The sequence below is a fragment of the Streptomyces sp. NPDC030165 genome (genome assembly GCF_055573595.1).
In genome coordinates this window covers 52,749-65,018 of record NZ_JBVIBD010000031.1, presented here as the reverse complement: position 1 = coordinate 65,018, position 12,270 = coordinate 52,749, and the positions used below count along the sequence as shown (strand labels likewise).

Annotated in this window: 13 protein-coding genes; 2 read left to right on the top strand and 11 right to left on the bottom strand. The window is 71.9% G+C overall.

What is annotated here, in order from left to right; translation table 11 throughout:
- Positions 1-12 precede the first annotated feature (12 nt).
- The 5 genes from ACZ4Z1_RS37415 to ACZ4Z1_RS37395 are packed head-to-tail and all read right to left on the bottom strand — an operon-like array spanning position 13 to position 4,468.
- Positions 13-1,461 carry an SCO6880 family protein gene (locus ACZ4Z1_RS37415; protein WP_468491137.1) on the bottom strand — a complete coding sequence of 483 codons (1,449 nt, stop codon included), beginning with the start codon at positions 1,459-1,461 and terminating at the stop codon, positions 13-15.
- Entirely contained in the window at positions 1,448-2,938 is a 1,491-nt protein-coding gene (locus ACZ4Z1_RS37410; protein ID WP_468491136.1) for a hypothetical protein, read from the bottom strand. The genes ACZ4Z1_RS37415 and ACZ4Z1_RS37410 overlap by 14 nt, the downstream gene beginning before the upstream one ends.
- Positions 2,935-3,732, bottom strand: coding sequence for a hypothetical protein (locus tag ACZ4Z1_RS37405; protein ID WP_468491135.1), 798 nt, complete (start codon positions 3,730-3,732; stop codon positions 2,935-2,937). The genes ACZ4Z1_RS37410 and ACZ4Z1_RS37405 overlap by 4 nt, the downstream gene beginning before the upstream one ends.
- Entirely contained in the window at positions 3,732-4,001 is a 270-nt protein-coding gene (locus ACZ4Z1_RS37400) for a hypothetical protein (RefSeq protein ID WP_468491161.1), read from the bottom strand. The genes ACZ4Z1_RS37405 and ACZ4Z1_RS37400 overlap by 1 nt, the downstream gene beginning before the upstream one ends.
- A gap of 11 nt (positions 4,002-4,012) precedes the next feature.
- The gene (locus ACZ4Z1_RS37395) at positions 4,013-4,468 is read right to left on the bottom strand and encodes a hypothetical protein (RefSeq protein WP_468491134.1); all 456 of its coding nucleotides are present in this window, start codon (positions 4,466-4,468) and stop codon (positions 4,013-4,015) included.
- Between the two features lie 498 nt (positions 4,469-4,966).
- Here ACZ4Z1_RS37395 and ACZ4Z1_RS37390 point away from each other — a divergent pair, with 498 nt between their 5' ends.
- Positions 4,967-6,004 (top strand): C40 family peptidase, encoded by a 1,038-nt coding sequence (locus ACZ4Z1_RS37390; protein WP_468491133.1) that lies wholly within the window; start codon positions 4,967-4,969, stop codon positions 6,002-6,004.
- 103 nt (positions 6,005-6,107) lie between these two features.
- On the opposite strand, the gene ACZ4Z1_RS37385 is transcribed toward ACZ4Z1_RS37390, so the two are convergent.
- Genes ACZ4Z1_RS37385 through mobC form a run of 3 tightly spaced genes read right to left on the bottom strand, consistent with a single transcriptional unit; the run spans position 6,108 to position 9,453 of the window.
- Entirely contained in the window at positions 6,108-7,247 is a 1,140-nt protein-coding gene (locus ACZ4Z1_RS37385) for an aldo-keto reductase family protein (RefSeq protein WP_468491132.1), read from the bottom strand.
- A gap of 14 nt (positions 7,248-7,261) precedes the next feature.
- Positions 7,262-9,016, bottom strand: a complete 1,755-nt coding sequence (locus ACZ4Z1_RS37380) for a relaxase/mobilization nuclease domain-containing protein (RefSeq protein ID WP_468491160.1) — start codon at positions 9,014-9,016, stop codon at positions 7,262-7,264.
- The gene (gene mobC, locus ACZ4Z1_RS37375) at positions 9,016-9,453 is read right to left on the bottom strand and encodes a plasmid mobilization relaxosome protein MobC (RefSeq protein ID WP_468491131.1); all 438 of its coding nucleotides are present in this window, start codon (positions 9,451-9,453) and stop codon (positions 9,016-9,018) included. The genes ACZ4Z1_RS37380 and mobC overlap by 1 nt, the downstream gene beginning before the upstream one ends.
- Before the next feature lie 238 nt (positions 9,454-9,691).
- Here mobC and ACZ4Z1_RS37370 point away from each other — a divergent pair, with 238 nt between their 5' ends.
- Positions 9,692-10,060 carry a hypothetical protein gene (locus ACZ4Z1_RS37370; protein WP_468491130.1) on the top strand — a complete coding sequence of 123 codons (369 nt, stop codon included), beginning with the start codon at positions 9,692-9,694 and terminating at the stop codon, positions 10,058-10,060.
- A gap of 239 nt (positions 10,061-10,299) precedes the next feature.
- Here ACZ4Z1_RS37370 and ACZ4Z1_RS37365 read toward each other — a convergent pair whose 3' ends face one another.
- The 3 genes from ACZ4Z1_RS37365 to ACZ4Z1_RS37355 form a co-directional block, all read right to left on the bottom strand.
- Positions 10,300-10,494 carry a hypothetical protein gene (locus tag ACZ4Z1_RS37365; protein ID WP_468491129.1) on the bottom strand — a complete coding sequence of 65 codons (195 nt, stop codon included), beginning with the start codon at positions 10,492-10,494 and terminating at the stop codon, positions 10,300-10,302.
- Entirely contained in the window at positions 10,491-10,919 is a 429-nt protein-coding gene (locus ACZ4Z1_RS37360) for an ATP-binding protein (protein ID WP_468491128.1), read from the bottom strand. The genes ACZ4Z1_RS37365 and ACZ4Z1_RS37360 overlap by 4 nt, the downstream gene beginning before the upstream one ends.
- A 113-nt stretch (positions 10,920-11,032) precedes the next feature.
- Positions 11,033-12,253, bottom strand: a complete 1,221-nt coding sequence (locus ACZ4Z1_RS37355) for a helix-turn-helix domain-containing protein (protein WP_468491127.1) — start codon at positions 12,251-12,253, stop codon at positions 11,033-11,035.
- Between the last annotated feature and the right edge of the window lie 17 nt (positions 12,254-12,270).

The window sequence follows — 12,270 nt, the reverse complement described above, 5'->3', positions numbered from 1 at the left end:
GGGTTGCGTCCTTTACTTCACCAGCGGGCTGTAGCCCAGCGGCAGACCGGCGGCGAACACTGCGGCCTGCGCGCCGTACGCGGGACGCATCCGGATGCCCCTCGTTGCTTTGATCGCGCGTTGTACCTCCTGGCGGGCCGCGGGCAGGTCCGCGGTGCTGCGGGCGGTGGTGGTGACCATCAGCGTCCAGTCCACGACCTGTGCGCCGGAGGCGGCCTGCGCGGCGGCCTTGTCCGCCCGCTGGTAGTCGGCCTTCTGGCTCCACTTGGCCCGGCCCTTGACCTGGGCGGTGGTCAGGGCCCGCTGTTCGGCGTTGCTGATCTCGCGTTCCAGGACCGCCTCGCCCTCGTGCGGGTCGAGCACCCGGTAGGCGAGAGTGATGCGGCGCTGGAACTTGCCCGGGGCCAGCAGCGGCAGCAGGACGGAGTAGGGGATGGGGCGGCGCGGCATCTCCCGCAGCACCCACGAGACGGACACACCGCCGTCGTGCGCGTACTCCTCCCAGCCGTCATCGGCGGCCTGCGGGCCGCACTCGCTCCACGCCAGATCCTCGAACGCCTCGTCCCTGGAGTGGAAGGCGTCGGGGTCATAGGCGGAGCGCACCAGGCGGCGCACATCGACGTCGGTGGTGCGCCGGAAGATGTCGGTGCCGGTGCCGGACAGATCCAGCGAGTCGACCACCCGCAGGGCCTCGGCGACCTGCTCATGCAGGTCGCTCGGCGGGGTGGCGCAGGCGTTGGGGTCGACGATGACGCTCATCCACGGCGCCACCGAGGCAGTGGCGCGCGGCGTGGTGCGTACCAGCTCGTCGATGGTGTCCTTGGCCAGCTGCGGGGCGTCCGCGCGGCGGCGGCGTTTGACGTCGTCGCCCAGGGCCTCCCCGGCGCCGGGGGTGATCTGGATGGTGACGCTGGCGCCCTTGATCTGCTCGTCGGTCGACATCGCGTCCAGCACACTGCTCCAGCTGCGGATGTTGCCGCCCACCGCGCCCGTAGGGGCCATCAGGCTGCCGCCCGGGGCGAGCAGCGTGGAGACCGTCATGTAGCCGGTGGAGCGGTCGTGCACCACGCCGACGGACCGGCCGCTGGTCGGGTCGTACGCCTTGATCAAGGTGGAGGAGGCGCCCACGCCGGGCAGGTCCAGGGCGTAGGGCTGCGGCAGCAGCACCCGCCGGTAGGCGGTCGCCTCGGCGCGGGTCGCCCGCTTCCAGGCGAAGTGCGCCCAGTAGTACGCCAGGGCGGACATGCCGTGGCGGCGGGCGGCGGCCAGCCCGGTCACCGCGAGCGTCAGCGGGATCGTCACCGCGAGCGTCGTCGGCTCCCTGGTGCCGATGATGCCGTCGGCAGCCAGCACCACGGCCGCCAACATCGTCCCGCCCTTGGACAGATTGCCGACGCCGAACGAGCGCCGGGTGCGGAACCCCTCGACCCGCAGTGCCTCGGGGACCTCATGGGTTGTCACGTGTTCCCCCGCCCATTTCGTTGGCTCCCTTCTGGAGGGCGTCGTTGACGCCGTCCAGGACTTGCAGGGACAGGCCCGCCGGCCCGGCCGCGGCGCCCGCGGAGCCCGCCACACCGGCCGTACCGGCCGCGCCCGTCGCCCCGGTGGCACCGGCAGAACCGGCGGCTCCCGCGCCCGCGTCGAGTCCGGCACGGGTCTGGGCGGCCGCGGCATCGTTGCGGGCGGCCTGGGCCATCGCATCGCCGCCGGCGCCGGTCTTGCTGTCCTTGCCGTCCCGCTGCCTGCCCATGCTCTGCTCGACGTAGCGGGCGTGCTCGACGGCACTGGTCGGCGCGGCATCGCCGCCGCTGTCCTGCGCGCCGCCCTTGTCCCGGCTGCCGGCCTTTTCCCCGAGGTAGGCGGCAGCGCCGCCCAGGGCGCCACCCACGCCGCCGCTGGCCAGACCGGCGCCCATCTCCTCGCTGATCGGCGCGAACAGCTTTGCCAGCGGCGCGGGGGCGAGCACGGCCAGCACCAAGGTGGCCAGCCCGCGCAACCATTCGGCGAACGTCTTGGACTGCCCGAATTCGCTGAAACCGGCGCAGATGATGACGGCCAGGATCGGCTTGTAGGTGATCACTACGAGGATGGAGTTGATGAGCCGCGGCGCCCACTTGCGGGTGGACTCACCTCCCATGCGACCTCCGCCCGCGATGGGCAGCAGCAGGCACTGGATCGGGATGGCCGACTGCCGCAGGAAGATCAGCACCAGCTGGAGGAAGCCGACCAGCAGCAGCACGAAGACGACCCCGGCCAGCGTCATCGGGTTGGCGATCCCCGCGGGCAGCATCACGGCCACGATCCGCTCCAGGGCACCGTCCTCGGCGAACACTTTGTCGACGATGCCCGCGGTCATCGCGTCGCCCGCGCTGAGCAGCGTCGCCACGATGGTCAGGCCGATGCTGGCCAGCAGCGTGTGCTGTACCCAGCCCAGCACGGCCTGGCCGATGTACTTCGACTGGCCGGTCACCGCCATCTTGCCGATCTGCCACATCAGGCCGAACGCGGCGATCACCAAGCCCAGCCACACGAGCATCCCCGCGAGGGTGGCGTCCTGGCCGAAAAGCCCGGTGTCCTCCAGATGGAGACTGGGCCCCATCAGCGCCACCGTGAGCGTCTTCTTCAGCACCCACTTGGCCACGTCCACGCCGGACTTGATGAGGTCGCCGATGACGGAGTCCCACACCGCCTTCCAGGCTTCCTTTATCTTCTCCTCGCCCTTGTCGCCGATCTTTTCGCAGATGTCTTCCCCGGCGATGCCGTCGACGATGGCGCCGATGACCGGCCCGGTGGTCAGCTCACAGGCCGCATCGATGCCGTGGCTGATGATGCCTCGATCCGGTTTCGGCCCATCCGCCGCCGCCGGCGGGGCCGTGATCCCGCCGACGACGGCCACCAGGACCAGCAGCAGCGCCGCCAGCCGCCGCCGCACGCTCACGACGCTTCCCGGATCGCGGTCCAGCCCGCCTGGTTGAAGGCGGCGTCCCCGGGAGCGGCCATCGCCGGGCGCGGAGCGGAGGCCGCCTGCCGGGCGGCGCGCAGCACCGCCGCAGAGCTGATCTTCCAGTCGCCGTTCTGCCATGCGGCCGCGGCCAGGGTGCGGGTGTAGGAGCCGCGCTCCTTGTCCGTCTCCCCCGCCTTCATCGTCACGCGGGTCAGCAGCCATGCGCTGACCTCCCCCTTGTCCTCCTTGATGACCTTGAAGCCGACCACGTGGTTGCGGGCGTAGCCGCCGCTGGGCAGCGGCCCGTCGGCGCTCACGCCCAGCTGGCGCCGGATGGAGGCGTCCGCCTGCGCCGCCTTCTCCTTGACCTTCTGCTCGTGGGCGGCGCTCTTGTCGGCGTCGGCCACATAGGTGCGGTAGATGCCCAACTGCTCCTCGACGGCGCTCGTGGCGCCCTCGACGCGGGTCTCGTTCGCGGCGGCGAGCATCGACAGCGCGCCGGTGGTGGTCTGCGGGAAGCCGGTCGCCCGGCGGTTCTCCGCGCGGGAGCCGTGCACCAGCGCCGCCCACCGCGCGGGCTCGGTCCAGTCCTCCGGCGGAGCATAGGTCGGGGCGGGGCTGGCGGGCGGCGCCGACGCGCTGGCGCTGCCCTGGCCGACCGGCGCGGCCGGGCCGTCGTCGCCCCCGCTGACGACGGCGTACAGGGTCAGACCGGCGACCACGGCGGCCATGGCGCCGGCGCCCCACATCATGCCCCGGTTCAGCCGGGCGCGGTTCATCCGGGCCATCAGCCCGCGATCCCGTTGATGATGGCGATCAGCGATCCGGACACCAAGATGGCGGCGAGGCCGCCGCCCATCCACTTGAACGGCTCGCTGCCGCCGCCGTTGCGGGACTTGTCGCTGACCGCCAGCTTGTACAGGCCGAAGCCGACCGCGCCCGCGCCCGCCAGAACCACGATCCACAGGCCGTAGCCGAACAGCTTCGACACGGTCTCGCCCAGGCCGGGAATCTGGGTCGGCTTGGCCTCGGGGATGATGCCAGCGAGCATGATCATTTCGTTCACGGTCACTTCCCTTCGATTCGCTCGCGCAGCTTCACCGCTGCGGCGTACACGTCCTTGAACTCCAGGGCCTCCTCGGGCCCTTCGGCCGTGCGCAGGCCCGGCAGGTAGGGCAGGTGGGCGGTGCCGGCCAGCCGGGCCTGCAACGCCCGGAAGCGGAAGCGGGCCGCGGGCGCGGGGCGGGCCGGGGCGTCGGCGACCAGCACGAGCCAGGGCCGCGCCAGGGTCCAGGCCCGGAGCATCCGCTCGACGCACACGGCGCCGTACACGGTCGTCTCGGCGAGCAGGACCGGCCGCGCCCCCCAGGGGACGGGCTCCCCGGCCTGCAGCACCCGGGCGACGGCCCCCGTACCGTCCGGGTCCAGCATGCGCGCGGCGGTCGCCACCGCGATGCCGTAGCCGTGGACCGGGATGAGCGCGTACCGCAGCCCGCTCGCGGGACCGGTCCCGGTCGTGGACACGGGCGTACTGGTGATCACTTCGCAACTCCCCCCGATGCTGCGCTTTGATTCTGTCTCAGTCTTGGGTTTATGTGACCACTGAGGCTAGCGTGCTTTGTTCACCGAGGGTGAGAACAATTTTTCTGGTCCCGGAGGTCGGTTTCCGCATGTCCTGGTCTGTCGGCCCACGCAACCGAAATGCCGCTGGTGCCAGCCCCTCCACGGTCGCGGCGCTATATATCGCCCACCCCGGGAATGGCAACGCTTTCACCACATCGAGTGCACCTTTGGCACTTCCATTTCTCCCGCCGCATGGGCGACTTTCGGCAATGCGTCACCGCCCGCCCGCGCGCCCGCCAGAAATCACCTGACGGACCAGGACCGTACAACAGAAGATCTGCGGGCCGGGGGGCGGCACGAGGGGCACCACGTCCGGCCGGTGCACCGGCACGAAGCACTGCCATTCCGTAGCGCGCCGCGGCGCAGCAACACCGGATGACAAGCAGGGGGGCACGGGGGATGAAGGTGGTCAAGGGATGTGCGCTGGCCGTGCTGGCGCTGATCCTGGGACTGGCCATGCTGGTGGTCAGTGTGCTCGCGGACGCCGACGCGCAGGCGGCCCCCGACACCGGCAGCGGCGGACTGCGCGGCGTCCCCGAGGAGTTCCGCCGGTGGATCTTGCAGGCGGACCGCGAGTGCGACGCCCCGGAGCTGACCCCGGCCCTGCTGGCCGCCCAGCTCAAGCAGGAATCGGGCTTTCGCACCGGAAACGTCCGCAGCCCGGTCGGCGCCCAGGGCCCCGCCCAGTTCATGCCCGGCACCTGGGCCACCTGGGGACGCGACGCCGACGGCAACGGGCGCTCCGATCCCACCGACACCGGCGACGCCGTCATCGCCCAGGGCCGGATGATGTGCTCCCTGATCAAACAGGCGAAAGCCTCCGGCCTCACCGGCGACGCCCGTGCCCTCGCCCTGGCCGGGTACAACGCCGGCTGGGGTGCCGTCACCCGCTACCGCGGAATCCCGCCCTACCGCGAGACGCGCGACTACGTCCGCCTGATCTTGACATCGATGAAGCAGTTCGAAGGCCTCGACAACACGCTGCAGATCCGCGGCAGCGGCGCCGGGCCCGACGCCCTGCGCAAGGCCTCAGGCCGCCTCGGCACCCCCTACTCCTACGGCGGAGGCGGCCCCGCCGGCCCCTCGACCGGCTTCTGCGACGGCACCAACGGCTACCTCGGCGGACGCTGCGCCGCCGCGACCACCGTGGGCTTCGACTGCTCCTCGCTGGTGCAGTACGCCTACTGGGAGCACCGCAAGCTGCCGCGCACCGCGGCCGCCCAGTACAACGCCACCTCCGACCGCCCGGTGGCCCGCGCCGACCTCAAACCCGGCGACCTGCTGTTCTGGCGCAAGGGCGGATTCATCTACCACGTGGCCCTCTACGAGGGCGACGGCAAGGTCCTCCAGGCCCCGCGCACCGGCCGCAACATCGAAATCGCACCGATGGCCACGGCCATGCCCGCCTCCCACTACGCCGGGGCCACCCGGCCCTGACGGCCTCCGCACAGTCCCGGTAGCCCGCTGCGCACCAGACGGAGCAGGCCAGCCCACACGACGCGGGCTGGCCTGCTCCATACTGACGACGGCGCGCAGCGGGCTACCGGGTCTTGCCGCCCTTGGCGGCAGGACCGGCCTCCCGGTGCGCGGCCACCGCCGGCTCCGAAGGCGCCGTGCCCTTGGACGTCGGCGCCTTAGTAGGGCCCGCGCTCGGGGACTGTGCCCGCGCCGCTGCGGCATCCACCCTCGCCCGCATCGCCGCCGCCGGCGCACCCAACGGCCTGCGCAGCGCATCCAGCGTCGCCTGTCCCAGCCGACTGCCCAACTGCGTCCGCGGCCCCTCCTGCCACGAAGGGTCCATCTCCAGACGGGCCAGGTGCTCCGCCACCGGCTTGCCCTGGCTTTCCATCTGCACCATCCGCGCGACCAGCAGCGGCCACTGCTTCGAGGCGATCACGAGGTCCGCCTCACGCTCTTGACCCGGCAGCGCCTCCCGCAGCAGCCGCGTGCACCGCTGATGCTCCGAGGGAGAGATGGCCAGCTGCCGAAAGGCCCGCTGACGGTCGGCCAGCTCCAGGTCCCGGGGCAGATCCAGTCCTGTCGTCAGCGGCCCGTACGACAGCTTCGCATCCCGGCTCGTGGCCGGAGCCTCGCCTGCCGCGAGCACCTTCGCCACCGCTCGGTCGACCCCGACACCTTCCTCATGCGCAGAAGCCAGGATCTGCCGCACGTCCACGCCGCGCGCATCCAGCTTCGCCATCGTCGCCGCCATGTCCGGCCAGGCCGGGGAGGACAGGATCGCCTCCCGCACCGGCCCCGCCGGCAACGTCTCCCGCAGCGCCTTCGCCCACCTCTCCGTGCCGTCGCTCGCCACCCGCTCGGCGTTCGCCGCGACCGCATCCCGTACGGTCACCGCCACCTCGCCGACCCGCGGCAGCAGGGCCCCTACGTCCACGCCCGCCCGGCGCAGAGCCATGAGCTGCTGTGCGAACTGCGGCCAGTCCCCGCTGCCCAGCAAGGCCGCGGAAATATCCGGCGGCAGCAGCTTCTTCGCCCCCACGGACGCCTCGGCAACGGCCTCCGCGGCGGGCGGCAGCTCCTCCTCCATGCCGTTCTGCCGCTGCTGGTGACGCCGCACCGCGTCCGCGATGGCCATGATCAGGCGCATCGCCATGATGGAGGTCTGCACCGCCTCGGCCGCGGCCTCGGCGAAGGGCTCTCGCTCCTCCGATGTCGCCATTCCCTCTCCCCTCGTCACCGGGCCCGCTTCGGGCCCGTACGCTGCTCGCCGCCCGGCGGCCGCCGCGTCGCCGCAGGCGCCCCCGTCGTACGGGCCGGGCCGCTGCGACCGCTGCCTCCCGTGGCCGTTGCGCTCCTGCCGGAGGCGGCCGCCGCACCGCGCTGGCGCTGCCACCCGTCCAGCCGCCATGTAAGCACCTCTGCGACCGAGTCCGCTGAGGACATTTCGCGACGGGCGGCCACCGCGGCCAAGACTTCCACCGCGTTCTCGCCCGCCCGTTCGACCGCCGCCAGGCGTGTGCGCAGCGCGGGCCAGGCGGTATCCGCGAGCACCGCCTGTGCGTGCTCGGGCAGGGCCTGCTGCACCACGCCCGCCATCGGCCGGTCACCAGCTGCGGAGGGTGCCTGCCGGGCTCCCGCGGGCCGCGCGGCCGTGGGCTTGGGACGCGACCGGTGCTCCCGGGCCGCGCTTGCTCCGGCGGTCACCTCGACCGCCTCGCGCAGCAGCCGACCGGCCCGCCCGGCGGCCTGCGCCTGGGCCCGGTGCTCCTGCGCCTGGTGCCAGCGCTGGGATGCCTCGATCGCCTTCACCAGCGCCAGCAGGAAGCCCAGTGCGGCAGCCGTGTCGCTGCGGCCGACCGCGGCCGCCGACTGCGAGATCAGCCGCGCCGACTCCCGGTACAGTCCGCGGGCCTGCCCCTCCAGAGCACGATCGCCCGGCACCCGGGACGCACGCTCGAATTCGTAGGCGCTCTGTCGCATCTGCTCGCGCACCAGGCGCGGGGACGACACCGCGGCGACCACGATCAAATCGCCGAGCGCGGCGACGTCCCCGGCGCCCTCGTGCAGCCCGCCGGCGCCGAGCCGGTCGGCGGCCGCCCGCACCCGCCGCTCGGCCTCGCGCCACATCTCGGCGGCCGCCACCGCCGGTACGGGCACCGGGCTCTGCCACCGCTCCCGCACCCGGGGCAGTGACAGGTCCGGTGCGAGGCGAGCCCCCGGAAACCACACCGGCGCGCTGCCGCTGTCACGGTCGCCGGGCAGCGCGACCGAGTAGCCGGTGGTGTTCCCGTCCGGGGCGATCCGCTGTTTGACGCGCACGCCGGACGCGCTCAGCCGGGCGAAGAAGTCGGCGTCGCTCACCGCGGCCGCAGCTGCCTCGCGCACCGTGCGCTGAAGCGTCTCGCGGACCGGCTCAGCAAGGCCGCGCCGCGCCGCCTTCTCTTGCTCGCCCGTCTTCGCCCACTTCCGGGCGGTCTTGTCGCCGTGCGTCAGACGACGCAGCCCGAACTCGGTCTCGAAGCGCCGCGCGGCCGCGTGCATCCGCACGATGTCCTGCCGCAGGTTCGGCTGCCGGCCATCCTGCCGCGCCTTGGTCGCCACGATGTGAATGTGGTCGTCCGCGTGCCGGACCGCCACCCACCGGCAGCCCTGATCGTCACCGTGCTGCGCGATGCCGGCGGCGTGCATCATCTCGCGGGCCACCCTGCCCCATTCCTCGTCCGTCAGGACTGGGTCCTCGGGGGCATTGCGTACTGCCACGTGGTACACGTGTCGGGGCGGCTTCTTCCCCAGCAAGGCGTATACCGGCGCGTCCAGCATCAGCGCCAGATCGGCGATCGTCATGTCCGGCGACCGCGCCGGATCGTCCACGTACGGATCCCACGCGGCCACCATGCGCGGATCCTCGTGCTCGTCCCGCTTGCCCGGACCGTACAGATACTTCAACAGCCCCGCCGTGTCGGTGCCCTCGCGCGCCTTCTTCGGCATCACGACCGCGGCCGCCGCTCACGCATCACCTGACGGGTCGCCTCGTCGATCCGCCCGATGGCCTTCCGTACGCCATCCAGTACCGCTGCGAGCTGGGCGGCGGTCACCGTGCCGTCGGCGTTCAAGGCCTTCGCGACCTGGTTGACGTTGTTGCCGATCCGCGCCGCCTGGCGGCGGGCCTCGATCAGCTCGGCGACGACATCGCGAGCGTCGGTGGAAACCGGCACGACCTTCTCGGCAGCCACATCAAGAGCGGCGCTGCCGACCCAGGAGGCCAGCGCCTGGTTGTCGCGGTCAGCGGCCTCTTTGACGATCGACAGTTCGGCATCGCTGTAGGACACGAGGAAGCGATTGGTGCGACGGCCGCCGGCTTCGCGCTCGCGGCGGCGCACGGGGGCCGCCCGCCGTCGGCCGTCCGCTGCTGGTGGCTGCGTCACGACAGTCCCCTCCCCCACCCCGGTCCGTGCTCGGACCCAAGATCGATGACTGCCCACCCTAGTGGCCCGCAGCCGAAGATCCTGGTTACTGATATCAGTAACCACTAACTCGCTTCCGGCGGCTACTGCCGCCGGAAGGGTGCCCGCAGTGCCTGGGTAGACGTCAAAAAACCCTGTGCCCTGCGGCGTTGAGGCGTTCGCCTGCCTGCCGCAAAGGGGCGACCGGTACGATCACTGCATGGCGGATGTTCAAGAGATCAGACGGCAGATGCAAGCGATCCAAGCAGCACGGGAAGAGGCCTTCGGCCCCCTGCTGGGCCTCCTGGAGCAGCGGGACAACCTCAAACAGCAACTGGCCGCTCTCGACGAGCCGTACGCCCAGGCCTTCGTCGCGGCGGAGGCCGCGGGCTGGGCCACGGAGGAGCTGCTGGCCCTCGGTGCCGAGGAACCCGTGAAGCGCCCGAAGGGACGCCCCCGCGCGCGAGGCACAGCAACGAAGAGGAAGACAGCTGGATCGGCTTCCACGCCTTCCTCGCCGACGGCCCAGGTGCCCACGCAGAATGCTGCGGGCGACGCGGCAGCGTCCACCGAAAACGCGTCCGCCTGAGACCGAGAACGCAGAGAAAAGGGCCCCGTGACGCGGGGCCCTTCGCGTCGCTCGGCCCCCCTTCCCGGCCGGTGCGATGCCCGGCCAGAGGCTTCAGCGCCTCCCGGCCTCCGCACGCAACGGTGCCCCGGAACCTCTCACGGGTGAGGCTCCGGAGCACCGCCTCCGTCCGCTGCCCACGTCGGGGGAGCACAGGCAGCGGGGCTTTGCGCGCGGGGACTGCCCCGCTCACGCCGGTGTCAGAGTTCGCCTGCTGCGATCATCTCGGCGCGGGTGCGACGTACGGTCAGCCGCTTCGAGTCCTGCGCCGGCCACTCCTCCCGGCCGGGGGCACGCAGCCAGTACTCACCGCCGCGGATGTCGGTGACGATCGCACGGACCTGGCCCTCCATCACCTCGTCGCCGACTTCCGGCAACACGTCAGTCGTCGTCATTTCGACACCCTCACTTCCGCCCAGACGCGCTTGCCCCACGGCCGCCTGCCGGGCCCCAAAAGGTCGCACCCCCACCGGTCGGCCAGCTCGTGGACCAGGACGAGTCCTCGCCCATCGACGGCGTCCACGGTCGGGAGGCGCATCTGCGGGAGCTGCCGGGGCGACCGGTCGACCACGGCCACGCGGAACCGGTCCATCGCGGGGCGGTCAACGACGATGCGCACCGACCGTCCGCGGGCGTGCCGGACCGCGTTGGTCACCAGTTCCGACAGCAGCAGGGCCGCTATCTCCGCATCGTCTTCCAGGCCCCAGGTGCACAGCGCGACGTGGGCCAGGCGCCGGGCCTCCTTCGCGGACTTCGCTGTGCGCTCCCGCGTGACCGTGTAGCCGGGGCAGCCCGTGCTGCGGGGTCTTACTGCGGTCATGACAGACATCGCCGGGCCTCGGTTGGGGATGGGTCGCCCACGACCGTAAGGCCCGAAGAAGGCAGCGGCGGGTACAACTTGTACCCCCTTGTTTCGGGGTACAAGTTGTACCCCTAGCTGGCCGCGCCGAGTTGACGCGCGAGGCCGCGCGCCTCCTCCCGGATGAGGGGGCTGCCCCGCTCGGCCAGCTCCGCGGCCGTGTCCCGGGCGAAGAGGTTGAAGCGCGCGGTCTCCGGCGATGCCTCATACGCCTTGGTCAGCAGGTGCACGACCGCGAAGGGCTCGCCTTCCAGGCTGTAGGCGCGGGCCGTTTCCACGAGGTGGAAGCTGCGGCGGGTGGCCGAGGGCATGGTGCCCAGGTCGATGTGCGTGGCCACATCGACGGCCTCCCCCGCCCGCACGAGGTCGTTGGCCATGGTGATCGCGTACGCGTCGACCATGCCGCGGCCGAACAGCAGCCACGGGTGGATGTAGGCGTCACCGAGGCGGCGGGCCGCCGCATCGGCCATGCCCCAATACCGTTCGGCGCTGCCCTTCTGGCCGACCTTGGCGTAGGACAGGGCGGCCGCGAGATGCAGCAACCCGGTGAGCGCGATGTCCTCGACGCCCCGGTCCGGGTCGAGCAGTTTGTTTGCCCGCATGGCCAGGTCCACCCGGGACTCATGCTGCTCGCCTGAATCGCGATACACGTGGTTGAGGTACCAGGCGCTGGCCGCGATGGCGCGGGGGCTGTCGGCGTTCTGCGCGGCTGCCATCGCCCGGTCGCCGGTGAGCATCACCAGCTCCGGCACGGGCTGGAACGAAAGGTAGAGCTGGGTGAGGTGGTAGACCTGCGCCAGGTGCACCTGGACGCGGCGGCGCTCGGTGCCCTCGTGCGTGCGGGCGGCGTAGGTCACGTCGGCCAGGAGGGCGGGAAGGACGTCGGCGACGCGGGTGCGGTGGTCGCCGAGACCGTGCCAGGCCTGCCAGGTCTGCTGCACCCGCATCGCCAGCGCTGTCGCTGGCGCGGGCTCCTCGTCGCGGAGCAGCACATTGCAGTCGGTGAGCGCGTTCTTCACCGTCATCAGCGCCGGGTGGGCTGCTTGACTGTAGGTGGTGATCGCCAGCCGTTCGTCCCCGGTGAGCACCCGAAGGTCGTCCACGCCGAGCGCCTGCGCCAGACGCAGCAGCAGCGGCGGCCGCGGCTGATGAAGGCGGTCGCCCTCGATGGCCTTGACCCATTCCGTACTGCGGCCGACCAGCCCGGCCAGCACCGGCCGCGACAGTCCCTTGCGCTCGCGTTCTCGGCGGACCCGCTTGCCGAATGTCTGCGGGTCATTTGCATCGTGCGTCATGATGAACTCTCCGTTCT